At 64.8% G+C, this 25,763-nt stretch carries 29 protein-coding genes and 1 pseudogene; 18 read left to right on the plus strand and 12 right to left on the minus strand.

The genetic code is table 11. The features are described 5' to 3' along the window. Nucleotides 1–237, plus strand: a pseudogene (locus E9229_RS13160) (translational GTPase TypA); the annotation flags it as partial. Continuing rightward, entirely contained in the window at nucleotides 218–658 is a 441-nt protein-coding gene (locus E9229_RS13165; protein WP_183509157.1) for a hypothetical protein, read from the plus strand. The pseudogene E9229_RS13160 and the gene E9229_RS13165, both read left to right, overlap by 20 nt. 90 nt (nucleotides 659–748) lie before the next feature. On the opposite strand, the gene E9229_RS13170 is transcribed toward E9229_RS13165, so the two are convergent. After that, complete coding sequence (locus E9229_RS13170) at nucleotides 749–1,243, minus strand: ArsR/SmtB family transcription factor (protein WP_183509156.1); 495 nt, start codon at nucleotides 1,241–1,243, stop codon at nucleotides 749–751. A 131-nt stretch (nucleotides 1,244–1,374) separates the two neighbouring features. Between E9229_RS13170 and E9229_RS13175 the strand changes: the two genes are divergently transcribed. Continuing rightward, nucleotides 1,375–2,712: an MFS transporter gene (locus tag E9229_RS13175; protein ID WP_246380271.1), complete on the plus strand. Its 1,338-nt coding sequence runs from the start codon at nucleotides 1,375–1,377 to the stop codon at nucleotides 2,710–2,712. Here E9229_RS13175 and E9229_RS20185 read toward each other — a convergent pair. Beyond that, the gene (locus E9229_RS20185; protein WP_425570102.1) at nucleotides 2,697–2,957 is read right to left on the minus strand and encodes a putative acetyltransferase; all 261 of its coding nucleotides are present in this window, start codon (nucleotides 2,955–2,957) and stop codon (nucleotides 2,697–2,699) included. The genes E9229_RS13175 and E9229_RS20185 overlap by 16 nt on opposite strands. A 141-nt stretch (nucleotides 2,958–3,098) precedes the next feature. On the opposite strand from E9229_RS20185, the gene fdxA reads away from it, so the two are divergent. The 4 genes from fdxA to E9229_RS13195 all read left to right on the plus strand — a co-directional run bounded on the left by fdxA (nucleotide 3,099) and on the right by E9229_RS13195 (nucleotide 6,733). Then, nucleotides 3,099–3,422, plus strand: coding sequence for a ferredoxin (gene fdxA / locus E9229_RS13180; protein ID WP_183509155.1), 324 nt, complete (start codon nucleotides 3,099–3,101; stop codon nucleotides 3,420–3,422). A 9-nt stretch (nucleotides 3,423–3,431) separates the two neighbouring features. Continuing rightward, nucleotides 3,432–4,541 carry a succinyldiaminopimelate transaminase gene (gene dapC / locus E9229_RS13185; RefSeq protein ID WP_183509153.1) on the plus strand — a complete coding sequence of 370 codons (1,110 nt, stop codon included), beginning with the start codon at nucleotides 3,432–3,434 and terminating at the stop codon, nucleotides 4,539–4,541. A 104-nt stretch (nucleotides 4,542–4,645) separates the two neighbouring features. Further along, nucleotides 4,646–5,929, plus strand: a complete 1,284-nt coding sequence (locus E9229_RS13190) for a citrate synthase (protein WP_183512065.1) — start codon at nucleotides 4,646–4,648, stop codon at nucleotides 5,927–5,929. A gap of 201 nt (nucleotides 5,930–6,130) precedes the next feature. Further along, nucleotides 6,131–6,733 (plus strand): hypothetical protein, encoded by a 603-nt coding sequence (locus E9229_RS13195; protein WP_183512067.1) that lies wholly within the window; start codon nucleotides 6,131–6,133, stop codon nucleotides 6,731–6,733. A 64-nt stretch (nucleotides 6,734–6,797) separates the two neighbouring features. On the opposite strand, the gene dapD is transcribed toward E9229_RS13195, so the two are convergent. Beyond that, the gene (gene dapD, locus E9229_RS13200; protein WP_183512068.1) at nucleotides 6,798–7,760 is read right to left on the minus strand and encodes a 2,3,4,5-tetrahydropyridine-2,6-dicarboxylate N-succinyltransferase; all 963 of its coding nucleotides are present in this window, start codon (nucleotides 7,758–7,760) and stop codon (nucleotides 6,798–6,800) included. An 86-nt stretch (nucleotides 7,761–7,846) separates the two neighbouring features. Here dapD and dapE point away from each other — a divergent pair, with 86 nt between their 5' ends. Further along, a complete protein-coding gene (gene dapE, locus E9229_RS13205; RefSeq protein ID WP_246380852.1) occupies nucleotides 7,847–8,944 on the plus strand; it encodes a succinyl-diaminopimelate desuccinylase in 1,098 nt (365 codons plus the stop codon). A gap of 84 nt (nucleotides 8,945–9,028) precedes the next feature. Here the strand turns inward: dapE and E9229_RS13210 are convergent, their stop codons facing one another. The 4 genes from E9229_RS13210 to E9229_RS13225 form a co-directional block, all read right to left on the minus strand. Continuing rightward, entirely contained in the window at nucleotides 9,029–9,916 is an 888-nt protein-coding gene (locus E9229_RS13210) for an amino acid ABC transporter permease (RefSeq protein ID WP_183512070.1), read from the minus strand. Then, nucleotides 9,913–10,593 carry an amino acid ABC transporter permease gene (locus tag E9229_RS13215; RefSeq protein WP_183512071.1) on the minus strand — a complete coding sequence of 227 codons (681 nt, stop codon included), beginning with the start codon at nucleotides 10,591–10,593 and terminating at the stop codon, nucleotides 9,913–9,915. Before E9229_RS13215 ends, E9229_RS13210 begins: the two co-directional genes overlap by 4 nt. Nucleotides 10,594–10,676: 83 nt before the next feature. Further along, complete coding sequence (locus tag E9229_RS13220; RefSeq protein WP_183512073.1) at nucleotides 10,677–11,498, minus strand: glutamate ABC transporter substrate-binding protein; 822 nt, start codon at nucleotides 11,496–11,498, stop codon at nucleotides 10,677–10,679. A 57-nt stretch (nucleotides 11,499–11,555) separates the two neighbouring features. Then, a complete protein-coding gene (locus E9229_RS13225) occupies nucleotides 11,556–12,332 on the minus strand; it encodes an amino acid ABC transporter ATP-binding protein (protein WP_221184646.1) in 777 nt (258 codons plus the stop codon). A 135-nt stretch (nucleotides 12,333–12,467) separates the two neighbouring features. On the opposite strand from E9229_RS13225, the gene E9229_RS13230 reads away from it, so the two are divergent. The 3 genes from E9229_RS13230 (at nucleotide 12,468) to E9229_RS13240 (ending at nucleotide 13,884) form a co-directional block, all read left to right on the plus strand. Beyond that, the gene (locus tag E9229_RS13230; protein WP_221184647.1) at nucleotides 12,468–13,253 is read left to right on the plus strand and encodes an LOG family protein; all 786 of its coding nucleotides are present in this window, start codon (nucleotides 12,468–12,470) and stop codon (nucleotides 13,251–13,253) included. 8 nt (nucleotides 13,254–13,261) lie between these two features. Continuing rightward, entirely contained in the window at nucleotides 13,262–13,612 is a 351-nt protein-coding gene (locus E9229_RS13235; protein WP_183512074.1) for a DivIVA domain-containing protein, read from the plus strand. Nucleotides 13,613–13,716: 104 nt separating this feature from the next. Then, a complete protein-coding gene (locus E9229_RS13240; protein WP_183512075.1) occupies nucleotides 13,717–13,884 on the plus strand; it encodes a DUF3117 domain-containing protein in 168 nt (55 codons plus the stop codon). Between the two features lie 88 nt (nucleotides 13,885–13,972). Here E9229_RS13240 and E9229_RS13245 read toward each other — a convergent pair whose 3' ends face one another. Continuing rightward, nucleotides 13,973–14,608 carry an O-methyltransferase gene (locus E9229_RS13245; RefSeq protein ID WP_183512076.1) on the minus strand — a complete coding sequence of 212 codons (636 nt, stop codon included), beginning with the start codon at nucleotides 14,606–14,608 and terminating at the stop codon, nucleotides 13,973–13,975. A 172-nt stretch (nucleotides 14,609–14,780) separates the two neighbouring features. On the opposite strand from E9229_RS13245, the gene sigE reads away from it, so the two are divergent. Genes sigE through E9229_RS13260 form a run of 3 tightly spaced genes read left to right on the plus strand, consistent with a single transcriptional unit; the run spans nucleotide 14,781 to nucleotide 16,751 of the window. Then, nucleotides 14,781–15,410 carry an RNA polymerase sigma factor SigE gene (gene sigE, locus E9229_RS13250; protein WP_312855707.1) on the plus strand — a complete coding sequence of 210 codons (630 nt, stop codon included), beginning with the start codon at nucleotides 14,781–14,783 and terminating at the stop codon, nucleotides 15,408–15,410. Nucleotides 15,411–15,413: 3 nt separating this feature from the next. Then, the gene (locus E9229_RS13255) at nucleotides 15,414–16,340 is read left to right on the plus strand and encodes an anti-sigma factor family protein (protein WP_183512077.1); all 927 of its coding nucleotides are present in this window, start codon (nucleotides 15,414–15,416) and stop codon (nucleotides 16,338–16,340) included. A 39-nt stretch (nucleotides 16,341–16,379) separates the two neighbouring features. Next, complete coding sequence (locus tag E9229_RS13260; protein WP_183512079.1) at nucleotides 16,380–16,751, plus strand: sec-independent translocase; 372 nt, start codon at nucleotides 16,380–16,382, stop codon at nucleotides 16,749–16,751. Nucleotides 16,752–16,781: 30 nt separating this feature from the next. On the opposite strand, the gene E9229_RS13265 is transcribed toward E9229_RS13260, so the two are convergent. The 3 genes from E9229_RS13265 to E9229_RS13275 are packed head-to-tail and all read right to left on the minus strand — an operon-like array spanning nucleotide 16,782 to nucleotide 19,816. Continuing rightward, nucleotides 16,782–17,897 (minus strand): Mrp/NBP35 family ATP-binding protein, encoded by a 1,116-nt coding sequence (locus E9229_RS13265; RefSeq protein WP_183512080.1) that lies wholly within the window; start codon nucleotides 17,895–17,897, stop codon nucleotides 16,782–16,784. After that, nucleotides 17,887–18,531 carry a DUF1003 domain-containing protein gene (locus E9229_RS13270; RefSeq protein ID WP_183512081.1) on the minus strand — a complete coding sequence of 215 codons (645 nt, stop codon included), beginning with the start codon at nucleotides 18,529–18,531 and terminating at the stop codon, nucleotides 17,887–17,889. Before E9229_RS13270 ends, E9229_RS13265 begins: the two co-directional genes overlap by 11 nt. Next, nucleotides 18,524–19,816: a magnesium transporter MgtE N-terminal domain-containing protein gene (locus E9229_RS13275; protein WP_183512083.1), complete on the minus strand. Its 1,293-nt coding sequence runs from the start codon at nucleotides 19,814–19,816 to the stop codon at nucleotides 18,524–18,526. The genes E9229_RS13270 and E9229_RS13275 overlap by 8 nt, the downstream gene beginning before the upstream one ends. 154 nt (nucleotides 19,817–19,970) lie before the next feature. Between E9229_RS13275 and E9229_RS13280 the strand changes: the two genes are divergently transcribed. Beyond that, nucleotides 19,971–20,777 carry a general stress protein gene (locus E9229_RS13280; protein WP_183512084.1) on the plus strand — a complete coding sequence of 269 codons (807 nt, stop codon included), beginning with the start codon at nucleotides 19,971–19,973 and terminating at the stop codon, nucleotides 20,775–20,777. 801 nt (nucleotides 20,778–21,578) lie between these two features. Beyond that, a complete protein-coding gene (locus E9229_RS13285; protein ID WP_221184648.1) occupies nucleotides 21,579–22,037 on the plus strand; it encodes a hypothetical protein in 459 nt (152 codons plus the stop codon). Nucleotides 22,038–22,343: 306 nt separating this feature from the next. Here E9229_RS13285 and E9229_RS13290 read toward each other — a convergent pair whose 3' ends face one another. Beyond that, on the minus strand, nucleotides 22,344–23,903 hold the full coding sequence (locus tag E9229_RS13290; protein ID WP_183512087.1) for an aminopeptidase P family protein: 1,560 nt from the start codon (nucleotides 23,901–23,903) through the stop codon (nucleotides 22,344–22,346). Between the two features lie 203 nt (nucleotides 23,904–24,106). On the opposite strand from E9229_RS13290, the gene E9229_RS13295 reads away from it, so the two are divergent. Then, on the plus strand, nucleotides 24,107–24,568 hold the full coding sequence (locus tag E9229_RS13295) for a hypothetical protein (RefSeq protein ID WP_183512088.1): 462 nt from the start codon (nucleotides 24,107–24,109) through the stop codon (nucleotides 24,566–24,568). A gap of 333 nt (nucleotides 24,569–24,901) precedes the next feature. After that, complete coding sequence (locus E9229_RS13300; protein ID WP_183512089.1) at nucleotides 24,902–25,759, plus strand: PHP domain-containing protein; 858 nt, start codon at nucleotides 24,902–24,904, stop codon at nucleotides 25,757–25,759. The last annotated feature ends 4 nt before the right edge of the window (nucleotides 25,760–25,763 follow it).

Raw genomic sequence — 25,763 nt, forward strand, 5'->3', positions numbered from 1 at the left:
TCCGATGACATGGACGTGAACATCACGAAGGAAAAGAAGCTCACCAACATGCGTGCAGCTTCCTCGGACACCTTCGAGAACATGACCCCGCCGCGCAACCTGACTCTGGAAGAGTCCCTCGAATTCGCTCGCGAAGACGAGTGCGTCGAGGTTACCCCGGAAGCGATCCGCATCCGCAAGGTCATCCTGGCCGCCAACGAGCGCGCGAAGTCCAACCGTGCCCGCGCCAAAGCCTAATCAGCCGGTAACCCGGTTCCGGGGGACCGCCATCGGCATTCTCTGCGCCCTCGGCGCGGCGGTGCTGGCGGCGGTTCCCGGAACCATCCTGCAGGCGCAGCTGAGCTACGCCGGCAACGTGCCCCTGCCTTGGGGTGCGCTGCTGGCACTGGCGCTGGCTGGATCCCTGATGGTCTGGACTGGTACTTGGACGAAAAAGATCTGGGTAACTGCGCTGGCTGGCATCTCCACCTATGTGCTGGTGGCGCTGTTCTCGACCAACTCGAACAACCAGCTGATCGTGGGCAGCTCGTACTTTGATGTGATTCCCGGTCCGGCGCTTGCCGGAACAATCTGGGTATACGGCATCGTGGTCGCCACGGTGGTCGCACTGCTGATTGTTTCCCGGACACTGGCCGGAGCCAAGGCCCAGCGCAGCTGAGCATTGTGGAGCCGACGCCAAATGCGTGGGCCCGTTCATCCCAAGTGGAATGAACGGGCCCACGCATTTGCCGTTTAACTGCTCAGTGCCTCAGCCTGCACCGAGGTCAAGATGATGCGCCATGAAGAGGGACGTAGCAACGCCCTCCGGGTCGGGGGCGCGCAAGGCGTAGTCCTCGATGACCGCATGGATCCGGGAGAGCAGCTCGCGCTGATCCGCCTCATTGAGCTTCAGGCCCACACGCAGTACCTGGATCTCATTGGGTGAGAGCCCGTCGATTTCCTGGAGAAATGTATCGACCAGGACCGGTGCCGCATCCGGCAGCTTGGTGCCCCAGGACATACGTGTGCTGCGGTAGGGGACTTCCTTCGCACCGCGGTTGCCGCGGCGCGGCTCTTCGGCCTCGATGAAGCCGTTTGCCAGCAGTGTGCGCACATGGTGGAGGGAAGTTGCGGGGTTGATATCCAGCAGGTCGGCGATTTCCTTATTGGTGCGCGACTTGTGGAGGCAAAGGCGCATGATGCGCAACCGGATGGGGGAGCTCAGGGCTCGGGCGCGTGCCTGAACCTCTTCATCTGTGGCCATGAAATCAGCATACGGGAAAAAGAGTGACTGATTGATGCATTCGAATCGCATGGGCTGTTGAGCGGGCTCTTCCGAAACAAGTGTTTGACGCTTAGTGTGGAAGCTTGCATAGATGCCGGGAGGGGAAAAGCTTGGCTGTCAATGAGCACCATGCTGCCCAGCCCGGGCTGCGTTCGGACCGTAACTTCCTGATGTTCTGGGCGGGGCAGGCGTTGAGCCAATTCGGTGTGCAGCTCGGCGCGATTGCGATGCCAGTGCTCGCCGTGGCGCTGCTCTCCGCCACCGAGTGGGATCTGGGAGTGCTCAACGCCTCCCAGTACCTGGCATTCCTGCTGCTGGGGCTTCCAGCCGGGGCATGGGTTGACCATTGGCGCAAGCGCCAGGTGATGATCTGGGCCGACCTGCTCCGGGTGGCCTGCATGTTCTCGATCCCTGTTCTCTGGTACCTGGACGTCCTGGCGATCTGGCACCTGTGGGTGATTGCCGCCATTGTCGGTTGTGCCACGGTGTTCTTCGACGTCGGATACCAGTCCTACATTCCGTCGCTGGTGCGCCGCGAGCAGATTTCCGAGGCCAATGCGAAGTTGGAGGGCCTCGGGCAGGTTTCACGGCTGGCCGGGCCGGCCGCTGGCGGCGCGCTGCTTCACGTGGTCTCGGCCCCCTTGCTGTTTCTGGGACAGGGACTGGGATTCCTGATCTCGGTCATCTGTATCTGGGCCACGAAGGACCACGAGCCGGCACCGCAACCGCGCAAGCGGCACCTGCTGGCCGAAATTAGCGAGGGTCTTGGCTATGTGGTCCGGCACCGGCTGATCGGCAGCATCACTTGGGCCACGATGATCATGAACTTCTTCAGTACATTGATCTTCACCCTGCTCCCGATCCTGGTGCTGGACCGGCTGTCCCTGAATGCCACCCAATTCGGGCTCATGTATTCCTTTGGCGCAGTCGGCGGGTTGGCCGCAGCGTCCGTCACCCCCTGGATTGCCAGGGTTCTAGGGGAGGGCCCATCGCTCGTTGTGTCCAGCCTGGCCATCGCGGTACCGATGGCAGGGTTCCCGCTATCCACCCGGGCTTCCACCGGAGGGGGCAGTTTCGCCATCCTCGCCGCGACCATGTTCCTGATGACAGCAGGGGTACTTGTCTTCAACATCATCCAGGTCAGTATGCGCCAGCGGGTTTGTCCGCCCCGGCTGTTGGGCCGGATGAATGCCTCGATCCGCTTCCTGGTATGGGGTGTCATGCCCGGGGCCGCACTGTTCGCTGGGTGGCTGGGAACCTCCCTGGGATTGGTCCCGACGTTCTGGATCGGCATGGTCGGGTGCACCCTCGCCGTGGTCCCGCTATTGCTTTCGCCGCTACCCAGGCTGCGCGTTCTGCCCAACGAATCGGAGGAGATCGCGGAATCCGAAGGAGGCCAGCAAATCCCGGCGGACGAAGAGAGGGCCGGAGCTCAGGCTCCAGAGTAGGGCTCCCGCGGGCGCCTGCGTGCCGGGGCCTCCGGGACCTCCTTGGCAAGGGTTACCGAGGCCAGAGGCACCAGTACCTCGCCGGAGCGGGTCAGGATCCGGACGGAGGCGCCTTGGAATCCCAGGAACGACCCCAAAGCGTCCGAGTACCGAGGCGCACCCGCTGGCACCTCGCATGCCGGCAACCGGTACCTGAGCACAACACGGCGGCCAGTGGGTAGGGTGTCAAAGAAATCGGATTCCATCCCAGAATCCTACGGTCACCTCGGGACCGGGCCCTACACGGACGGCGTCACACCCCGTCGGAGGTACTAAGCTGGAGGGGTGCGACGGTAGATTGCCGCACACCAAGAACATTGCCGTAGCTAAGGAAGGCCCCGGGTACCGTGACCTACATCATCGCCCAGCCGTGCGTGGACGTAAAAGACAAAGCCTGTGTCGAGGAATGCCCTGTCGACTGCATTTACGAGGGTGAACGCGCGCTTTACATCCACCCCGACGAGTGCGTCGACTGCGGTGCCTGCGAGCCAGTCTGCCCGGTGGAGGCCATCTACTACGAGGATGACGTCCCTGAAGAATGGGCCGAGTACTACAAGGCCAACGTCGACTTCTTCGATGAGATCGGCTCTCCGGGCGGAGCAGCGAAGTTCGGCAACATGGGCATCGACCACCCGATCATTGCCGTCCTTCCCCCGCAAAACCAGGACTGAGCCGAACCGATGCTGACGCTTCCCGATTACCCCTGGAATGCCATGGCGCCCTACGTGGAACGGGCAGCCGCGCACCCGCAGGGAGTGGTGAACCTCTCCATCGGCACCCCGGTGGACCCCACTCCGGAACTGCTGCGCAACGCACTGGCTGCCGCTACCGACGCGCCTGGCTACCCGACCACCCACGGTACGGTGGAACTTCGCCGCGCGATCTCCGCCTGGTATGAGCGCCGCCGGGCCACCCCGGGCCTCGACCCCGAAGACATCATGCCCACGGTCGGCTCCAAGGAACTCGTCGCCTGGCTACCGCTGCTGCTGGGCATCGGAGCCGGTGACCTGGTGGTTCGACCGACCGTCGCCTACCCTACCTACGACATCGGCGCCCGTCTGGCCGGTGCGGAATCAGTGGCTGCCGATTCCCTAGGCGAACTCAGCGAAGAACAACTTTCACGGGTCAAACTGGTGTGGGTAAATTCACCAGGCAACCCGACCGGAATCGTCCGCAGCACCCAGGAGCTGCGCGGGCTGGTTGACGCGGCACGCGCCCTGGGCGCCGTGGTCGCATCCGATGAATGCTACGCCGAACTGGGATGGGGACAGTGGGAAGACGGCGTGCCCGGCGTCCTGGAACCGGCAGTTTCCGGCGGGGACCTCACGAACCTGCTCGCCGTCTACTCCATGTCCAAGCAGTCCAATCTGGCCGGATACCGAGCGGCATTCGTTGCCGGCGCCCCGAACTTGATGCCCGCACTTATTAACAACCGCAAGCACGCGGGCATGATCGTCCCGGCCCCGGTTCAGGAGGCCATGCGCATCGGCCTGGGTGATGATTCACACGTTCAGACGCAGAAGGACCTGTATCGGGAGCGCCGTGCCAGGTTAATTCCGGCGCTTGAGGGCTTCGGGCTGCGCATTGACCATTCGGAGGCCGGACTCTACCTGTGGTGCACCGCGGGAGAAGACACCTGGCTGACCATTGGGCGTCTGGCGGACCTGGGTATCGTTGCCGGACCGGGAACTCTCTACGGCACCGCAGGCGACGGCTTTGTCCGCATCGCCTTGACCGCCACCGACGAGCGGATCGACTCGGCGGTTGAACGCCTGAACGCAGCACACTAAGACCAGAGGTGACTCATGGATTAGCGAACCACAGCTACTTGGCGGTAGCGTGTCACCTGATTACTGCACACTGGATCTATCTGTACTCCGGTTAAGGAGAGGCCATGACGGAAAACAATTCTGCACGCCTAAGCTTTGGCGGCAACGAACTGGAACTACCAGTCGTTCCCGTTGTTGAAGGCAACCACGGCTTTGACGTAGCTCAGCTGCTCAAGAGCACTGGCGGCGTCACGTATGACCCCGGCTTCATGAACACAGCGGCCACCAAGTCCGCCATTACCTACATCGACGGCGACGCTGGAATCCTGCGCTACCGCGGTTACCCGATCGAGCAGTTGGCCGAGAAGTCCAGCTTCCTCGAGACTTCCTACCTGCTGATCTACGGCAACCTTCCCTCGGCCACCGAGCTGGAAGAGTTCGACCAGAAGATCCGCCGCCACACCATGCTGCACGAGGAGCTCAAGGGCTTCTTCGGTGGCTTCCCGCGCGATGCGCACCCGATGCCCGTGCTGTCCTCCGCCGTTTCGGCGCTGTCGACCTGGTACCAGGATTCGCTGGACCCGTTCAACGAGGAACAGGTGGAACTTTCCACCATCCGCCTGTTGGCCAAGATGCCGGTTCTGGCAGCCTACGCACACAAGAAGTCGATCGGGCAGGCGCTGCTCTACCCCGACAACTCGATGAACCTGGTCGAGAACTTCATGCGCCTGAGCTTCGGCATCGCAGCGGAGCCCTACGACATGGATCCGGTCCTGGTCAAGGCGCTTGACCAGCTGCTGATCCTGCACGCGGACCACGAGCAGAACTGCTCCACGTCCACCGTGCGCCTGGTTGGATCCTCCAACGCCAACATGTTCGCATCGGTTTCCGCAGGCATCAATGCCCTCTTCGGCCCCGCCCACGGCGGCGCCAACGAGGCGGTGCTGAAGATGCTGCGCCAGATCCAGACCGAGGGCATGAAGCCCGAGGCGTTCATGGAGAAGGTCAAGAACAAGGAAGACGGCGTCCGCCTCATGGGCTTCGGACACCGGGTCTACAAGAACTACGACCCGCGTGCCAAGATCATCAAAGCGACGGCCCACGACATCCTGTCCAAGCTCGGCGGCAACGACGAACTGCTGGACATTGCGATGGCCCTGGAAGAGCGGGCGCTCTCGGATGACTACTTCATCTCGCGCAAGCTCTACCCGAACGTGGACTTCTACACCGGCCTGATCTACAAGGCCATGGGTTTCCCGGAGAAGATGTTCACCGTCCTCTTCGCCATCGGACGCCTCCCGGGCTGGATCGCGCAGTGGCGCGAAATGATCCAGGACCCGCAGCTGAAGATCGGCCGTCCGCGCCAGCTCTACGTGGGCGAGCCGGAACGCAACTACCCGACCCGCTAATACCGGTCACGGAAACACCAACTGAACGGCGGCGCCAGGACCCCAAGGGTCCTGGCGCCGCCGTTCGGCGTTGGCGCTCAGTAACGACACTGGCCCCGGACAGCCACGGTCACGGACGAGTACAGCATATTCCGAGCGGTTAATCAGGCAATGGGACTACCCTTGAAGGAGCAGTACCACTTCGTCCGGTCAGGTGTTCCCATGTATCTTACTGAAGGCGATGGGTGGCTGGTTTCGGCCAATACCCACCGAGAAATGCTCTTGGCCCTGTATATCCGTGACTTGGCCGGAATCCATCCGGTGGGCATGCCGGAAATATCACCTTTGAATCCCGAGGTGAAGCCCTCCGCCGCATATGAGGCCGAGCGGCATGAGCCCGCCGAACTTCGCCAGGAATGGCAGAGCTGGTGGGAGGCGATTTTGGCAGGGACCCCCGATCTGGAGGATTCCGAGGAACCGGACTTCTCCTGCTTCGACGATTCGCCGACGCTTCAGGTGCTCATGCGCGCACACTATGGCAGCGCCATGAGTTGGGCCGAGGACCGGATCGCCGAATACGAGGCGCTCTCGCGCCGGCATGCGAGCATCGGGCGCAGGGCCCTGCTGGAGCGGATAATCGACGAACAGATCATGGAAATGGAACGCGAGCCCCGGGCCTTCACCCTGAACCTCGTGGAATTGCCGCTGACTGAACCGCGGGCCTGGTTCGTGGAGCCGTCCCTGGTGATCCTGAGCCAGCACCTGATCGAAGACCCCGAGCTGTTTCGCAGCTATCTGCAACCCGTGATCAAGTTCCTGATCTAGATCCGCGGCAGATGCCAAACGGCGGCTCCTGGGGATTCCGGGCCCGCCGTTTGGCGATACGGTGCTAGTTTGTGTGCAGCACGCTGTTCAGCTCGACCTTCTGGCCGGTGCGAGGCAGTGCCTCGACGGCTCCCGTGGCCGAGTTGCGGCGGAAGAGCAGCCCCGGAACGCCGGAGAGTTCGACGGCCTTGACCAGCTTCTCCCCGAGCTGGATCCGGGTTCCTGCCGTGACGTACAGCCCGGCTTCCACCACGCAGTCATCGCCCACCGAAATGCCGACGCCGGAGTTGGCACCGAGCAGCACCCTGCGGCCGATCTCGATGCGTTCCTTGCCGCCGCCCGAGAGCGTGCCCATGATCGAGGCGCCGCCGCCGACATCCGAGCCGTCGCCGACAATGACCGAGGAGGAGATCCTGCCCTCGACCATGGAGGTGCCCAGGGTGCCGGCGTTGAAGTTCACGAAGCCCTCGTGCATCACCGTAGTGCCCTCGGCCAGGTAGGCGCCGAGGCGGACGCGGTCGGCATCGGCGATGCGCACGCCGGAGGGAAGGACGTAATCGACCATGCGCGGGAACTTGTCCACCCCGTAGACGGCGACTGCTCCGCGTCGGCGCAGCTTCAGCCGGGTGGTTTCAAAGTCCTCCACGGCACAGGGGCCGAAGTTCGTCCAGACCACGTTGGCCAGCAGGCCGAAGATCCCCTCGAGGTTCTGCGCGTTGGGTAACACCAGCCGGTGCGAGAACAGGTGCAGGCGCAGCCAGGCGTCGACGGCATCGGCCGGAGCCACATCCAGGTTGATTTCCAGCGAGACGACCTGCTGCGTGGTGGAGCGGTCGGCATCGACTGCGGCCAGGGCGGATAGCTGGCCACCAAGTGCCGGGGCATCGTCCAATGAGCCAAGCACGGGTGCGGGGAACCAGACATCGAGCACCGCACCGGTCGCGCTCATCGTGGCCAGGCCATGGCCCGCTGCGATGCGGACGGGGGTGGGGGATTTAGCTGGGTTGGGGGAGTGCACTGATGTCATCTTTCCATCCTAGGGGCGGTGGCGCGGCGTCGGCCGCTAGGCTGGGAAATGTGACTACTGACAAGAACGTCCTGCCCGCGGCCTCGATGGCCCATGCCCCTCTTCATCTGCTGGGAGACGTTGCGGTGTTGACCACAGCGCTCATGAACGTCGAATCGGTCTCCGGAAACGAGGGTGCGATAGCCGACCTGGTCGAGGCGGCACTTTGGGCCATTCCAGGTTTGGTGGTTCACCGCGACGGGGATGCGATCGTGGCACGGACACAATTGGGACGGGCCGAACGGGTGATCCTGGCCGGGCACCTGGACACCGTGCCGCTGCCTACCGCCGCGGGCTCCCGCGGGACGGTACCGGCCGTCTGGGACGGCGAGACGATCTATGGTCGTGGTGCCACTGACATGAAGGGCGGGGTGGCCGTTCAGCTGGCCATCGCGGCGCGACTGGCCGAACCGAACCGGGATATTACCTTCATCTTCTATGACCACGAGGAAGTGGAGGGCTCCAAGTCCGGCCTGGGCAGGTTGCAACGCAACAATCCCGAGCTGCTGGCCGGGGACTTCGCCATCCTGCTCGAACCCACCGATGGGACGGTGGAAGGCGGCTGCAACGGAACCAGCCGCTTTCGCGTGCGCACCCGCGGCGTTGCAGCCCACTCGGCCCGTGCCTGGATGGGGGAGAATGCCATCCACAAGATAGCCCCGATCTTGGCCCGGCTGGCCGCGCACGAGCCGGAAACGGTGAACGTCGACGGACTGGATTACCGTGAATCGCTCAATGCCGTGAGCATCCACGGAGGCATCGCCGGAAACGTGATCCCCGACTTCTGCGAGGTCGAGGTCAACTACCGCTTTGCACCGGATAAGTCGGTCGACCAGGCCGAGGCCTATGTGCGTGAGCTGCTCGATGGCTTCGAGATCGAATGCACTGACGGCGCAAATGGCGCCCGGCCCGGGCTGCTGCACCCTGCCGCGGCATCCTTCGTCCAGGCCGTCGGCGGCATCCCGAAACCCAAGTTCGGCTGGACCGACGTGGCCCGCTTCTCCGCGTTGGGGATCCCCGCTGTCAACTTCGGCCCGGGAGATGCTCTGTTGGCCCACTCCGATAACGAGCATGTGCAGGCCCAGGCCATCCGCGACTGCCTCTCGGCGCTGACCCGGTGGCTGGGCGGGGAGCTCGGCAGCTGACCGGCTCCGCGGCAGCAGAAAGAGGGGCTGGGCCCGGATCCTTGCTCGATCCGGACCCAGCCCCTTGGCTCATTTTGCGAACCATCAGGGTTTGGCGGGTTCGGTGTCTATGTCCATCTCCTCGGGCATACCCGGGATGAGTGGTCCTTCGGTGGCAATGCCGCGGCTGCTGAGCCTGTGCGAGGCAAGCGTGGCGAGCTTCGATAGCCCGAAGTTGATCAGGATGAAGATCAATGCCGCTACGGCAAGCGCCTGCATGACGTTCGAGTTGCCGGTGCCGACCAGCTTGGCCATGTTCAGCAGCTCGCTGTAGGTGATGATCGACCCGAGTGCCGAATCCTTGAGCACCACGACGAATTGGCTGATCAGCGCCGGCAGCATGGCCACCAGGGCCTGCGGGATTTCGATCAGGCGCAGGCACTGCCCCCGGGTGAGCCCGATGGCGATGCCGGCCTCACGCTGGCCCTTGGGCAGTCCATGCACGCCAGCGCGGATCAGCTCGGCGATGACTGAACCGTTGTAGAGGGTCAGGCCCAGGACCACGGCGATGAACGGCGTCTGGGCAGGATCGAAGATATCGGCCCGGCCCAGGATGAGCCAGAAGAAAATCATCATCAGCAACACCGGGACGGCGCGGAAGAACTCGACGACCACGGAGCTGATGCCGTTGATGATCTTGTTTTCCGAGAGTCGGCCGAGGCCGAAGATGAGCCCGAACACGGTGCCGGTGATGATGGACAGCGCTGCCGCCTTCAGCGTGGCCAGCAGGCCCGGGAGCAGGTAGTACGCCCAGATGTCGGCCTTGAGGAAGACCGTCCACTTCTCCGGCGACAGCTGGCCAGCGTCGTACAGGGCGAAGCCCAGATAGATCAGCAGCCCGATGGCCAGCACGGCGCCAATGCCGTTGATGAGCCGGATCCGGGCGCGGGCCTTGGGCCCGGGGGCGTCGAAAAGGACAGATTGGATACTCATCGTGCCACCGCCAGCTTCTTGGAGAGCCACGTGATGAGCAGCCCGATCGGGACCACCACGATGACGAACATGAGGGCAACGGTGATGAAGATCAGGATGCCGACATCGGCCCTGAACTCGATCATGGTCTTCATCAGCCCGGAGATCTCGGCTACGGAGCCGGCCAGTGCCACCGTGGAGTTCTTGAGCAGGGCTATGAGGACGTTGCCCAGCGGGACGATGGCCCCGCGGAAGGCCTGCGGCAGGATGACGTATCGGGCCGCGGGGAGGAACCCCAACCCGATGGCACGGGCGGCCTCCGCCTGACCCAGCGGAACAGTATTGACCCCGGAACGGATCGCCTCGCAGACGAATGCGGCGTGGTAGATGGCCAGGCCGAGAATGGCGATCCGGAAGAAGTTGAGGTTGAAGTCCTGGCTCAGCTGCAGGCCAAAGACCCCGTACAGCACCAGGACGCCGAACGTGATGATGATGGTCAGCGGCGTATTGCGGAAGATGTTCACGTATGAGGTGCCCACCAGTCGGAAGCTGGGAATCGGTGAGATGCGCAGCAAGGCCAAGATCGTGCCAAGGATCAGGGAGGCGATGCCCGCCCAGAACGTCAACTGGAGGTTGGCCCAGAAAGCGGAGATCATCTTGTCGCCGTACTGTTCCCAGAGGGAGATATAGCCCTGCACGGTCTACTCCTCGTCTCGGTAAGTCGTTGATGAAGCTGGCGGGCACGGCCCTGAAGCCGTCCCCGCCAGCAGGTGCTGCAGGCCTATGAGCAGGGCTCAGGAGTCGGCGGGTTCAGCTTCGAAGGTGTGTACCCGGTGCCCTCGGTGTTGGCCTTGATGGCCTTTTCCCAGTCGCCGTCCTTGATCATCTTTTCGATGGCCGTGTTGATGGCGGGACACTGGGTGGAATCCTTGTTCAGGCCCACGCCGTACTTTTCCTCGGAGAAGGGTTTGCCCACGACCTTGAACTTGCCCTTGTTTGCCGGTGTGGCAGCCAAGCCGGCGAGGATGATGTCATCGGTGGTGATGGCGTCGATCTTCGAGTTCTCCAACAGGCCCAGGCAGTCGGCATAGCCGCCCTGCTCGACCAGGTTCACATCCGGGATGTCGTCCTTGACCTTCTGTGCCGAGGTCGAACCGGTGACCGAACACAACTTCTTGCCGGCGAGGGATTCCTTGCCGGTGATCGAGGTGTCATCGGCCCGTACCAGCAGATCCTGCCCGGCAATGAAGTAGGGGCCGGCGAACTTCACGCGTTCCTTGCGGGCATCGGTGATTGAGTAGGTGGCAAATATCATGTCCACCGCATTGGTCTCCAACAGTGATTCGCGGTTGGCCGAGGGGGCTTCCTTCCAATTGATCTTGTCGGCGGGGAAGCCCAGTTCGTTGGCGACATAGGTGGCGACGTCGACGTCGAAACCGGTGTACTTGTCGCCGTCCTTGAACCCGAGGCCGGGCTGGTCGAACTTGATGCCGATGTTGATGGTGTCTGAGGCCCCGCCGCCTCCACCACCGCCGCCGCAAGCGGTCAATGCGAGGCCTGCCGCCGCGGCGAGGGCTACGAGTGCGAGTTTCGTCTTGCTCATGAGTTTCTCCTTGGTGATCTGGCCCGGAGGCCGGTCCCCGATGGGTTGCGGATGAAATCAGTTGGTGATGAGCTTGCCCAGGAAGTCCTTGGCCCGGGAGCTTTGCGGATGGGTGAAAAACTGGTCCGGGGTAGCCTGCTCGACGATTTGGCCGTCGGCCATGAAGATCACCCGGTCGGCGGCCTTGCGGGCGAATCCCATTTCGTGGGTCACCACGATCATGGTCATGCCCTCCTTGGCCAGGGAGATCATGGTGTCGAGCACCTCGTTGATCATTTCCGGGTCGAGCGCCGAGGTCGGTTCGTCAAAGAGCATGACCTTCGGTTGCATCGCCAGGGCCCGGGCAATGGCCACTCGCTGTTGCTGGCCACCGGAGAGCTGAGCCGGGAGCTTGTCCTTCTGGTTTGCCACGCCTACCCGATCAAGCAGGGACAGTGCCAGCTTCTCGGCCTCCGACTTTTTCATCCCCTTGACCTTGATCGGTCCCAGCGTCACGTTCTCCAGGATCGATTTGTGTGCGAAGAGGTTGAAGGACTGGAACACCATCCCCACGTCGGCCCTGAGCCGGGCCAGCTCCTTGCCTTCCTCGGGTAGCTGGTTGCCATCGATGAAGATGCTCCCCTCGTCGATGGTTTCCAGCCTGTTGATGGTGCGGCAGAGGGTCGATTTGCCGGAGCCCGAGGGACCGAGCACCACGACTACTTCGCCCTTGGTGACTTCGAGTTCGATGTCCTTCAGGACGTGGAGCGCGCCATAGTGCTTGTTGACGCCCACAAGGCGAACCACCGGCGCGGTGCTGGCCGGTGTGGTGCCGGGCTGTGATTCAGTGCTCATGTATCGAGCGTAGTCGATGTGGCTGGCATCACAACAGGTCGGAGGGGATTGTTGATCCGAGCGGCCCATCGACCGGCCCGCCGGGTGCCGTGTTGCTGAGGTCCGGCCGCCACCCAATGACGATAGTCTGGGTGGATGGCTAGTCACGATCCCCATTCCTCCGGCTTCGAGCCGATGCATGACCCGGCCCGGCGCAAGGGTGCGGTCATTCTGCGCGGCGACCAAGCTCGGATCCCCCAGGCCGACCGGGCCCTGCTGGATAGCGGTGGAGGCGAGGACTTCACCCATACCGACCCATGGCGGGTCCTGCGCATCCAAAGCGAATTCGTCGAGGGCTTCGGCACCCTCTCCGGGCTGGGGCCGGCGGTCAGCGTCTTCGGATCGGCCCGGACCAAACGCGATTCCCCGCGCTACCTGCAGGCCGAGCGGGTAGGCCAGTTGCTGGCCGAGGCCGGGCTGGCCGTGATCACCGGCGGCGGCCCCGGGGCCATGGAGGCCGCCAACAAGGGCGCCTGCGCCGGGGGCGGCATCTCCGTGGGGCTGGGCATCGAATTGCCCTTCGAGTCAGGCATGAACGAATACGTGGACCTGGGCATCAACTTCAGGTACTTCTTTGCCCGCAAGACCATGTTCGTGAAGTATTCGCAGGGCTTCATCGTGCTGCCCGGCGGCTACGGCACGCTGGATGAGCTTTTTGAGGCCGTCACCCTGGTTCAGACCGAGAAGGTCACGAGCTTCCCGATCGTGCTCCTGGGCACCGGCTACTGGGGTCCGCTGCTCGACTGGCTGCGTCATACGGTGGCCGAGGAGGGGGCCGTGTCGGAGTCCGACCTGGACCTGATACAAATCACCGACGACCCGGAGGAAGCCGTGCGCATCGCCGTCTCCCAGTGCGGCAAACCGGTCCGCCCGGTCGATTAGGAACCCCGATGGTCTATCTCCTGCTATTCATTGCCGTCGTGATTGCCGGGGCTGCCGTCTTCGTCGGTGTCGGGGAGTCCCGGAAACGCCCTGCCGATGCGGGGGCGATCCGCGCTGCCGGTGTGATCGAGGGTCTGGTGGAACCGGTTGCCACGTTGCCCCCGGTGCTGCTGCCGGAGCGGCCGCTGGGCGCCGACGTGCGGGCGGTGCGCTTTTCGCTGGGCCTGCGCGGGTACCGGATGGACCAGGTCGACGAGGTTCTGGACGTCATGGCTGCGGAGCTCGAGCGGCTGCAACAAGTCATCCGCAATGGTGCTCAAAGTCATGTGATTAGCGCCACGGACGATTCTTCGGAATAATGTGAAGTGTAAGTTGAAAAGCGGTGACACGAGCGACTGACCTCGCTCGTCACCGACATCGCGGGGGCCGGCCCCCGCACCACTGAGGGAAGGGAACAGCGCCAATGGCTGCGATGAAACCGCGTACCGGGGATGGCCCCATGGAGGTCACCAAGGAAGGCCGTAGCCTCATCATGCGAGTGCCGATCGATGGTGGTGGACGCCTGGTGGTGGAACTCAATGCCGAGGAGGCAGCGCAGTTGCGCGAGTGCCTCGTCGGGGTGACCGAGTAGCATCAAGCAAAAATCTCAGGCGGCGGCCCGGTGGCAACAGCCACCGGGCCGCCGCTTTTAACGCCCGGGACCGGGGGGCGGGGGTGGTTCAGCCGACCTTGACCGCCAGCAGCATGCCGCTTCCAGTGGGAACAGTGGATGTCACGAAGTCCTCGCGTTCGCGCAGGTAGCGGCCGGCCCGGCGGGTGGCCGTGGTGGTGGGGCGGCGGTCCGCGGGCTGGGGCACCCGGTGCTGGTCCAGCGCGTCGTTGACGATCAAGGTGCCCCCGCGGCGCAACAGCCGGGCCCCCTGCTCCACGTAGAGCGGCAGGTTCAGTTTGTCCGCATCGATGAAGATCAGGTCATAGGCGCCGTCGGTGAGCCGGGGCAGCACATCCTGGGCCCGGCCGCTGATGGTGCGCGTGCGGTTCTGCTTGAAGCCGGCCTCGGAGAAGGCCTCGCGGGCCGCATCAAGGTGGTCAAGGTCGATGTCTATCGTCGTCATGACGGACTGGGGGCCCAGTCCGCGCAGGATGCTGACTCCCGATACCCCGACGCCTGATCCGATTTCCACCACGGTGCGCGCACCGCTGCAGGCCGCCATCGTGGTCAGCAGGGAAGCCGACCCGGTGCCGACGGGGGAGACACCAAGCTCGTAGCCGCGCTCGCGGGCACGCAACAGGACCTCGTCCTCTTCGGACAGGGCCTCGGCGTAGGACCAGCTGCTGTAGATGTCGGCGCTCATGGGAAAATGGACCTCCGGTGAATCGGTGGTGCCGCGGGGCACCCTGGACACCATGGCGGTGCCGTTCCATCCTATGTGTTCCGTTGCATGGAAGGCACGGAAGCCCGGCCGCGGGGCGGTCGCCCAGTGTATCTACAGGTTCTGCCCAGATAGGTGGGCCAAGATTGCTGATGTGAACGGTACATCTTCAAGCGCAGTCATCGACAAGGCCTCGAGCCCCGACGTCGAGGATTCCGTGATCCCCAGCTGGGAAGAAATCGTGCGGGTGCATTCGCCGCGGGTCTACCGGCTGGCCTACCGGCTCAGCGGAAACCGCCAGGATGCCGAGGACCTGACCCAGGAAACCTTCGTGCGGGTGTTCAGGTCCCTGCATAATTTCACCCCGGGCACCATCGGCGGCTGGCTGCACCGCATTACCACCAACTTGTTCCTTGACCAGGCCCGCCGCAAGACCCGCATCCGCTTCGACGGTTTCACCGACGATGCCGAGGAGCGGGTTCCGGGTCGCGAACCCGGCCCGGAGCGCAGCTTCGAGCACAACAACCTCGATGTGGACGTGCAGGCGGCGCTCGATGCGCTGCCGCCCGAATTCCGCGCCGCGGTGGTGCTGTGCGACCTCGAGGGACTCTCCTATGAAGAGGTATCGGCGGCGCTGGACGTGAAGCTGGGCACCGTCCGCTCGCGGATCCACCGCGGCAGGGCACTATTGCGCGAGAAGCTTGCCCACCGTAACCCCTCGATCCGGCCACCGGCCACGATGGCCCTGCCCCAGGTCCGTCGCACCCTTCCGAGCGTGCGGTAGCCCATGCATCGCTATCAGCGCTGGATGGACGACTACCTGGACGGCGAGCTCCCGCCATCGACGGCACGCAAACTGGAAAAGCACCTGCAGGGCTGCCGTGCCTGCACCGCACTGCTGGCCGAGCGCCGCCGACTGCAGCTGCGGCTCAGCGGATTCTCGAAGTCCGGCGGTGATGCCCCGGAACGCGACTTCGTGCAGCGAATCCTGGACCAGCCCGGCCACAGCGCCGCCGACTCGGCATCGTTCGATCCCCGGACCCCGCGCTGGGGCTTCTGGTTGCCCGCCGTCAGCGTCGTAGCCGTCCTCAGTCTCGTGGCCGGAGTGTTGTCGGTGGCCTGGTTTGTCGGAGCCGACACGGCGGTGGCCAAGACAACCACGGGAACGGCAAGCAGCTGGACCGATACACCCGTGGCCCTGGACCAGGAAGGGCTGGAAGAATTGCGCGAGGAGGGCTGGAACTGTCCCGATTTCGACACGTCGGGGTTGAGCCTGGTCGCGGCGACCGGAATGATGCGCAACGGTGAACCCGAGCTGCACCTGGAACTCTCCGACGATTCCACGCCGGTGCTGCTGACCGAACGGAGATCGGCGACACCGGTCACACCAGCGTCAGCACATGCGAGAGCAGCTGGGGACGCCGGCTCGGGGACCCAGGGACCCCTGGGCATGCTGGCCGAGCTCGGCGCCCGGCTGGGGGCCGACGCGGCAACCAGGGTCGAGGTCTCCAAGGGCAAGGCGACGTTGACACTGGCCAACGCCACCTACAGCGTCGAATCTGAGCTGACGCCGGCCGAGACCGAACGGATACTGCGCCGCATCCTGGTGACGGAACACAGCCGGATCATGAGCGTACCGGACACCGGCCACGGCACCCTTGATCGGCTGATCCGCGGCCTGGGCCGACTGGTAGTGCTGGATGTGAAGCCATGAATGGCCGCAAGTCCTTGCCGAACCGGGTAACCTACTAGGGTGTTCGGAATCAATGGTGGCGAATTAGTCGTCCTTGTCGTGTTAGCGGTCCTGGTCTTGGGGCCCGAGAAGCTCCCCGAGTATGCCCAGCAACTGGCGCGCCTCGTGAAGGAGCTGCGCCGCATGGCCACCGGGGCCAAGGAGCAGCTGCGCGAGGAAATCGGCGACGAGATCGTCGACATGGACTGGAAGAAGCTGGACCCGCGCCAGTACGACCCGCGCAAGATCATCAAGGAAGCCCTGCTCGACGACTTCGACGACGCCATTGCCGCCGTCAAGGAAAAGCCTGTCGCCCGCCAGGTCTCCCTCGTGACCAATGCCGAACGCCTGCCGACCGGTCAATCCGCTCCGTTCGACACCGAAGCCACGTAGCGGCGAAAACCGTTTCCCGCGTGGTCCGGCTCAGACCGGGGTGACGGGCAGCTTCAGCCCGGACAGCCCCCGCGGACGCCGGGCCAACCCCCGCGCAATACGGACGATTTCCTGCGCTGCCGGAGCCTGCGGATGGCCGAGCACCACGGGAAGCCCGCTGTCCCCGCCCTCACGCAGCACCGGATCCAGGGCGATCGACCCCAGCAGCCGAACCTCGGTGCCCAACGTCGTGCTCAGCCTCGCCGAGAGTTCGGCCCCGCCGCCGGAGCCGAAGGGTTCCATCCGGGTGCCATCGGGCAGCTGAAGCCAGGACATGTTCTCCACCACGCCAAGCACCTTCTGCCCGGTCTGCGCAGCGATGGAACCGGCCCGCTCGGCGACCTGCGCGGCAGCCGACTGCGGGGTGGTGATGACCAGCAGCTCGGAGCCTGGCAGCAGCTGGGCGACGGAGATCGCGATGTCCCCCGTACCGGGAGGCAGGTCCAGCAGCAACACGTCCAGGTCGCCGAAATGCACGTCGGTGAGGAACTGTTCAAGGGCGCGGTGCAGCATCGGCCCGCGCCAGATCACCGGGACGTTGCCCTTCACGAACATGCCGATGGAGATGACCTTCACGCCGTGCGCCACCGGTGGCAGGATCATCTCGTCCACCCGGGTCGGGGCCTGGGTGATGCCCATCAGCCCGGGGATGGAGAAGCCGTGCACGTCGGCGTCGATGATTCCCACGCGCAAACCGTCGGCAGCCATGGCGCAGGCCAGGTTGGCCGTCAGCGACGACTTGCCCACGCCGCCCTTGCCGGAGGCCACGGCAATGACCCGGGTGAGCGACCCGGGGTCACCGAAGGGCACTGAGCGGTGTTTGAGTCCCGCACGGAGGGTGGCGCGCTGTTGTGGGGACATAGCGCCCACCTCGACCTGAACGGAGTCCACGGCGGGCACCGTGGAGGCCGCCGCGGTAACATCGGCCACGATGGTGCTGCGCAGCGGGCAGGCGGCAATGGTCAGGAGCACTTTCACCCGGGCCACCGAACCGATGATCCGAGCGGATTCGACCATGCCCAGTTCGGTGATCGGGCGGCGAAGTTCGGGGTCCTGAACCGTTGCCAGGGCCGCCAGCAGCAGCGGATCTGGGGTCTCAGCTGTCATCGTCGGGGAGCTCCGTTTGATTCTTTTGCACGTGTTTCGGCTGGGGCCCAGCGGTGGGGACCCGGGGGATCATATTGGTGGACGGTCCGCCGCGGTCTCGGCGCTTGGGTGAGCGCCCGCGCAACCTGATCTCCTCGCCGTCGGCCGTCTCGAGCATTTCCTCGAGCACCGAACGCAGCTCGGAGCGCACGTAGTCGCGGGTCGCCACGTCGCGCAGGGCGATGCGCAGCGCCGCGAGTTCGCGGGTGAGGTACTCGGTGTCGTGCAGGTTGCGTTCTGCCTGGCCGCGGTCCTCGGAGAGCGAGACGCGGTCTCGGTCATCCTGGCGGTTCTGCGCCAGCAGCAGCAGCGGGGCGGCGTAGGAGGCCTGCAGCGAGAGCATCAGCGTGAGCAGCGTGAAGCCCAGCGAGATCGAGTCGAAGCGCAGGCTCTCGGGTCCCCAGGTGTTCCAGGAGAGCCACAATACGCAGAAGACCGTCATGTAGAGCAGGAAGGCCGGGGTGCCCATGAAACGGGCGAACTTCTCCGTCGAGCTGCCGAACGCGTCCGGGTCGGGGGAGAACTTGGGCCAGAAGCGCTTGCGGGCGCCCAGCGGCGTATCGAGCCCGGAAGAGCCGGTGCGGTTCTCAGCCATCGAGGATCCCTTCCTTCAGCGTGTGGGTGGGACCGTCGTCGTGCGTGCGCCAGTCCTCGGGCAGGATATGGTCCAGCACGTCATCGACGGTGACCGCGCCGACGAGCCGTCCGTCGGAGTTCACCACGGCCATCGAGGTGAGGTTGTAGGTCGCCAGGGTGCGGGCCACCTCGCTGACATCGGCCAGGTCCAAGACCGGTTCGAGGTCGGTGTCCAGAATGTTGCCCAGCGCCTCCGGGGGAGGACAGCGCAGCAACGCCTGGATGTGCACGGCGCCCAGGTAGCGGCCGGTGGGGGTTTCGAGCGGGGGGCGGCAGACGAAGACGGTGGAGGCCAGTGCCGGGCTCAGCTCCTCGCGGCGCACCGAGGCCAGCGCCTCGGCGACGGTCGCCTCGGGGGGCAGGATGATCGGCACCGGAGTCATCATCGACCCTGCGGTGTTTTCAGCGTATTCGAGCAGGCGGCGCACGTCGTCGGCACCGTCGGGCTCCATCAGTTCGAGCAGCGCATGCTGCTGCTCGAGGCTGAGCTCGGCCAACAGGTCGGCCGCGTCGTCCGGGTCCATTTCCTCGAGCACATCGGCGGCGCGTTCCATGTCCAGTGACGAGAGGATCTTCACCTGCTCGTCGTCGGGCATCTCCTGGAGCACGTCGGCGAGCCTGTCGTCCTGCAATTCGGTGGCCACCTCGAGCCGGCGCTTGTCGCTCATCTCGTGCAGGGCCTCGGCGAAGTCGGCGGGCTTGAGCTCGTCGTTCGCCGCGACGAAGGAGCTGGCTGCCTGCGGTTCGTGCAGCGGGGAATGGACCAGCGCGTCCCACGCCACCAGCAGGCGTTCGCCACGTCCGCGGCGCAGCGCGCGCAGCCCGGTGGCGTTTTCGCCGCGGCGCACGAAGTATTCGGCGATGACCCAGTCGCCGCTTCGTTGGCGTTCCAGGCCGATGTCCTCCACCACACCGTTCCCGCTGCCGTCGCGGAAGGTCACCTTGCGGTCGAAGAGCTCGCCGGCGGCCAGGGTTTCGGCCCCACGTTGCTGGAAGCGGCGCAGGTTCACCAATCCGGTGCAGATGATCTGACGCGATTCCATGGCCTGGATCCGGGTCATCGGGACGAACACGCGGCGCTTGCCGGGGACCTCGATGACGATGCCGACGCACTGGGCGGGTTTGGACGGGTCGCGGCTGAGCACCACGACGTCCCGCAGCCGGCCCAGGCGGTCACCCAGCGGGTCAAAAACGTCCAGGCCGAGCAGGCGGGCAATGAAGACCTTCGTAGAATTGCTGCTCACGCTCTCTAGGCTACTGCCTGGGGGTCCCCGATGCCGCCAGGGTGACGGCACCGGGAGGGGTGCGGACGCCCGCCCGTCGGCACAGATGGGCGCGGTTTTTCACCAGCAGCGATCATCAGGCGTCTTTCGGGGCGCGAACAGGCAGAATGGATATATGTCTACTCCTTTCGGCACAGCCCCGCAGAACCCGGCAACCGGTCTGCCCCGTGGTGAGGTCCTCGGTCGCTACGAGTCCTACCTCGATGCCCAGAAGGTCGTGGATTTTCTGGCCGACAACGACTTCCCGGTCGTGAACGTGAGCATCATCGGCAACGACCTCAAGAGCGTCGAGCGGGTGACCTCCAAGCTCAGCTACCCGCGGGTGGCGGCCGCCGGCGCCATGCAGGGTGCCAGTTTCGGCATCTTCATCGGCCTGCTGCTGGCCTTCTTCAATGGCGGCGACAACTGGATGGTGCAGATCCTTTCGGCCATGGGCCTGGGCATGGCGATGTGGATGATCGTGGGAGTGGTCGGCTACTCGTTCAAACGCGGCAAGCGCGACTTCGCCTCCTCCAGCCACGTCATGGCCACCTGCTACGACGTGGTGGTGGACTTCGCCCACATCAATGCCGCCCGCGCGCTGGCCGGCAAGTTGCCGATGAACCAGCATGCGGCGGACGCGGGAATCACCCCGCATGTGGCAGCGGGCCCGGTGCAGGGCCTTGGCCCCGTGCAAGGCAGCGGCAATGCCGCTGCACCGGCTGCGCAGGCTGAGGCTCCGCCGTCCGGCTGGGCCGACCTGCCCGATGGGCGTCCGCAGTTCGGGGTCCGCGTCGATGCCGAGCACCCGGCCCCGCAGGTTGCTCCGGACGCTCCGGTGGCATATCCCGCTCCGGCGCAGCAGGATGAACCGGCACCTGCCGACCCCGACACCCACGATGAACAGCACCGGGAATCCCAGCAGGAAACCGAGGCAAAGTAGCGCCTCGAATCGGAATGCGTGGCAACGGCTCGGACCGCTGTCACGCATTGTGTTTTAAGGAACCCGGGTCCTACCGACACCGTGAAAGCGTGGTTTGATCCAGCTGATGAACCTTCGATGCTCACTGAGTGCGATTCCCTGAGTACCCGAGGGTGATATGCCGGTCCGTCCGGTTCTGGCCGCTGCCCAACCCCGAGATCGGGATCCCCTCGACGCACGGCACCTCCGGCAGGCTCAGTGATGCAGCCAGTGCCCGGCTGCGAGCCGCCACGGCGGTGGAATGCGATCGTGCCGGTGACGGTAAGCACACGGTGGTGGATCCGGCCCATCACGGGTTTTGATCTCACTTCTCGGATTCGCTTTCCGTCGGTGACGGATTCACGCCAGACCTCGGCCATCCGGAAAATGGCGCTGCCGGTGGCTGAGTTGGATGCCCCGGGGATGCATTCACGCCTTCGCAGATGTTCGGCGTCTTCGTTCTCTTGGCGCCAGCTCGGCCAAGACCGTCACCAAGAGCGCGAAGCCGCATCACGTCAACGAAAAACTCGTCAATGAACGTGCAGCCCGGCCGGTCGTTTGAGGGCAGCTGACGAGAATCCGGGCAACTGGGCATAACGGATGAGACGGGGCCGGTGCCAGGTCCCGTCATTGAATCAGGGCCTGGGGGCAATCGCCGGGGTGGACAAGGAGTCCCGGCCGCCCTGTTGTCACGGTTTGCAGCGAATCGACGGGGACAGCTTGCCCAACATTTCCAAGATGCCAGAACCGGCCAGAACCGAGACCAACACCAGGGCACTTCCCTTGCTGATGATCGCCCCCGCTTGTTCGATCCTGCTGGTCGCGGTCATCTACCTGTGGCTCAGCCCCTTGATACCGAGCCGCATAGCGATCCATGTGGACCCGGATGGTGTGGGCTACGGCTCGTCATTACTGATGATCGCCGGTGCGTGCGTCATTGCCGCAGCCGCCTTCGTGATCGGAGCGGCCACCACCAGGGAATTCTCCAAGGCCGGCCATTGGTTCCAGATCCAGAAATCCATCGCCGTCGGAATCATGGCACTGGGATACGGTGCGATCGGTGTGGCCCTGGCAACCATCATCACTACCGTCGGCGTTGACCCGGAGCCGGTACCGGGAAATTCGGTAGGCATCGGGCTGTTTGGCTTCTTGCTCTTGTTCACCACGGCGGCCTGCGTCTACGCCGCTGTGTTCCCACGAGCAAAGTTCGAATCCCTGGACACGACATATCCCTACAACTGACGGTGAATCGATGATGCCTCGATAAGCCATTGCCCATTTTCGCATCCCTCCTCACGACTGCTCAAAACCGTCGGCCTCCACGGCCCGCCGATAGCAGGACCGCCGGGGCAACGGATTTCGGCCGGGGGTTTTCGGGCCCCTGCGCTGGTTGGAAGGAAAGGGTCTCATGAGCTGGTTTGCGGCAACACGATGAAGATCTCCGCCACCGGGGAGCGCCTGTAGGGCCATCGGCGGGCACTCAAAAAAGGTGCGCCGCTTCCCGCCATATGGCGGGAAGCGGCGCACCCTCGGGGTGGAAACCCCGGGTTAGGCGTTGTCCGTTCCGGCCTGCACCGAAGCCATCCATGCCTCGACGTCCTGGGCGGTGCGCGGAAGTGCCGCGCTGAGGTTCTCGCAGCCGTCGGCGGTCACCAGGACGTCGTCCTCGATGCGGATGCCGATGCCGCGGAACTCCTGGGGTACGGCGAGGTCCTCAGCCTTGAAATAGAGGCCGGGTTCGATGGTGAAGACCATGCCCTCCTCCAGGATGCCGTCCAGGTAGAGGTCGGCCTTGGCCTGCGCGCAGTCGTGCACGTCCAGGCCCAGGTGGTGGCTGGTGCCGTGGGGCATCCAGCGGCGGTGCTGCTGGCCCTCGGTGGACAGCGCCACTTCGAGCGAGACCGGGAGCAGGCCCCAGAAATCCAGGCGTTCGGCCAGGACCTGGATGGCTGCGGTGTGCAGGTCGCGGAAGCGGGTGCCCGGCTTGGCCACGGCGAAGGCCGCATCGGCGGCGTCCAACACGGCATGATAGAGCTTGCGCTGGATGTCGTTGAAGTGCCCGTTCGCCGGCAGGGTGCGGGTGATGTCGGCGGTGTAGAGCGATTCGGCTTCGACGCCGGCATCGACCAGGACCAGATCACCCTCGTTGACCGTGCCGTTGTTGCGGATCCAGTGCAGCACCGTGGCGTTGTTGCCGGCGGCGGCAATGGTGTCGTATCCGAGGTCGTTGCCCTCCTCGCGGGCCCGGGCGAAGAACGCGCCTTCGATGACGCGCTCACCGCGGGTGTGGGCGAGGGCTCGGGGCAGTGCACGGACCACGTCGTGGAAGCCGTTGATCGTCGCGGCCACTGAGGAACGCATTTCGTTGATTTCCCAGGCGTCCTTGACCAGACGCAACTCCGAGAGCGCTTCGCTGAGGTCGCCGTCCAGCTCATCCGAGCGTTCCAGGTCAACACCGGTGTTGATGCGGGAGGTGTCGACCAGCGCATCGCAGTTCATGTCGACCTCGCGCAGCAGGCGGATGCGCATGCCACCGAACTCGACGACGCCGGCGTCCTTGGTAATGGCCATCTCGAGCTGCAAAAGGTCGGCGGTGGGCAGGCCGAGTCGGGCCGAAAGCTGGCCCAGGGTCGGTCGCGAGCCGATCCAGAATTCACCGGTGCGTGCATTGGAGTAGAACTCCTCCGAGTCGCGGCCGGCCATCGGGCTGAAGTACAGGGTGGCGACGTGGTTTCCGCCATCGTCGCCGTCGCCGGCATCAGTCGGTTCGAGCACCAACACGGCCTCGGGCTCGTGGTCCAGTCCCAGACCGGTCAGGTGTGCGAAGCCCGAGTGCGGGCGGAAGCGGTAATCGGTGTCATTCGAGCGAACCTTGAGCGGTCCGGCGGGGATCACCAGGCGCTCGCCGGCGAACTTCTGCGAGAGCGCGAGCCGACGCTTGGCGGCGAACGGCGCCACCGCATCGGCTTCGGGAAGCTCGGACAGGTCGGGGGCCCACTGGGAGGCCATGAAGGATTTGAAGGCCGCCGAGGTCGGACGCTGTGAACGGTTGTTCACGCGGTCCTCCAGGGGCTGGTCGCTGCCGGGGGTCTGGGAAGAGTCAGTCATCACCGTTCCATCGTCTCAAAGGGCGGGCTTTCCGCCAAGGTAAAGGCGAGTGGTTCACGCTCGGCGCAAGGTGGCATCGGACACCCGGGCCCCGTGCCGCGACTCTTGAGGGAACCCACAGTGTTACCTGGGGTCCGTGTTTGACTGCACTGAACGCGCCTCACGGGATTCCGTCGTGACACGTGGGAATGCGGTCCGGGCTCATGGCTGAAGCGATGCACCGGCGACGGTCCATCCGGTTCCTGGTGCTTGGCCTCGGCACGGGCGCCTTGACCCTCCTCTTTGGTGCACCAGATCCGCTCTCAACGCTGTCGAGCTTCCTCCCCGCGCTGACGCTCCTGATGCTATGGCTTGTCATCAGGATTCGGGCAGCTGTCAGCGGCGTCGGTGTTGGACGCGAGGGATACGGTGTCCTGGCTGGCCCCGCCTTCGTGTTGGGGCTTGGGCTGGTGATCCTGGGCTGGCGTGGACACGAGAACCTGATGTGGCGCCTGGGCGCCGTGATGCTGGCGGCCTCCCCGTTGGCCCGGGCAGCGTCCTGCCCGGATGGAATTCCGCATTGCCGTTCCTTGGCCTGGTCATCTGGCGATGGTGCTCTTGGAATCGGGATGGCGGTTCTGGGAGTTCGGGCATGGTCGGCTGAGAACGGGCTCATCAAGGCCTGACCGAAGGCGGGTACCCGAGCGTTACAGTGCTGTAGCTCGACAAGGGGCTCCAGCTGTGCACGCGGTTGACGGTGCTCGGTGAGGTGTAGAAGGCCGACTGTTCATTCAGGGTCAGCGGCCGGGACCCGGCGATGGGAACCCTGGGCTCGCCCCGGGTGAGGTTTTTCGCTGCCGGACGGGTGGCAGGGGAGCCGGCAGTGCGGGTGTTCAAGGCGCTATCGGAACGCGTGGAGAGCACCGGTTCAGCCGGAACCTGAAAGCAGAGGGCGACAACGGTGTTCCGGGCGCCGTGCCGCCACGATGCCCACAGCCAAAAGGACTAGGCTGAATCTTATGCGGATAGACCTCCACGCGCACTCACATGTTTCCGACGGCACCGAAGAGCCAGCCGTCCTGATGGCCGCCGCGGCGGCGGCGGGCCTTGACGTCGTGGCCCTCACCGACCACGATCAGACTGCTGGATGGGAAGAGGCCTCACTGGCTGCGCTTCACTGGGGCGTGGGACTGGTCCCCGGCATGGAAATATCCTGCAAGACCGATCATGGCGTCAGCGTCCACCTGCTCAGCTACCTGCACGATCCCGAGCATCCGGAGCTGTTGGAGGAAATCGGCAAGGCCCGCGACGCCCGGATCACCCGGGCCAGGCGCATGGTCGACCTGCTCTCCGAGGATTTCCCCGTGGACTGGGAAATGGTGAACCGCCATTCGATTCCCGGCGGCACCATCGGGCGGCCCCATATTGCAGACGCGCTGGTCACCGCCGGTGTGGTGCGCACCCGTACCGAGGCCTTCGCCCAGGTCCTGACTGCCCGCTCAAAATACTATGTCGGCCATTATGCAGTGGACCCGGTTAGTGCCGTGCGCTTGGTCCGGGGGGCCGGGGGCGTGCCGGTCTTCGCGCACCCGATGGCAGCGGCCCGTGGACGTGTGGTCGGCGTCGAAACCTTTGAGGCGATGATCGAGGCCGGCCTGCTCGGGGTCGAGATCGACCACCGTGACAACACCGACGAGGGCAAGGCCTTTCTGCGGGAGCTCGCCACCCGGCATGACCTGATAGTGACCGGTTCATCCGATTACCACGGCACCGGCAAGCCGAACCAGCTGGGGGAGAACACCACCTCGCCCGAGATGCTCGAACGCATCCTGGCCGCAGGGACCGGAAGCGCGCCGGTGGGCATCCCCGGGCACTAGGCCG

Source organism: Paeniglutamicibacter cryotolerans, assembly GCF_014190875.1.
In the GTDB taxonomy this organism is placed as follows: domain Bacteria; phylum Actinomycetota; class Actinomycetes; order Actinomycetales; family Micrococcaceae; genus Paeniglutamicibacter; species Paeniglutamicibacter cryotolerans.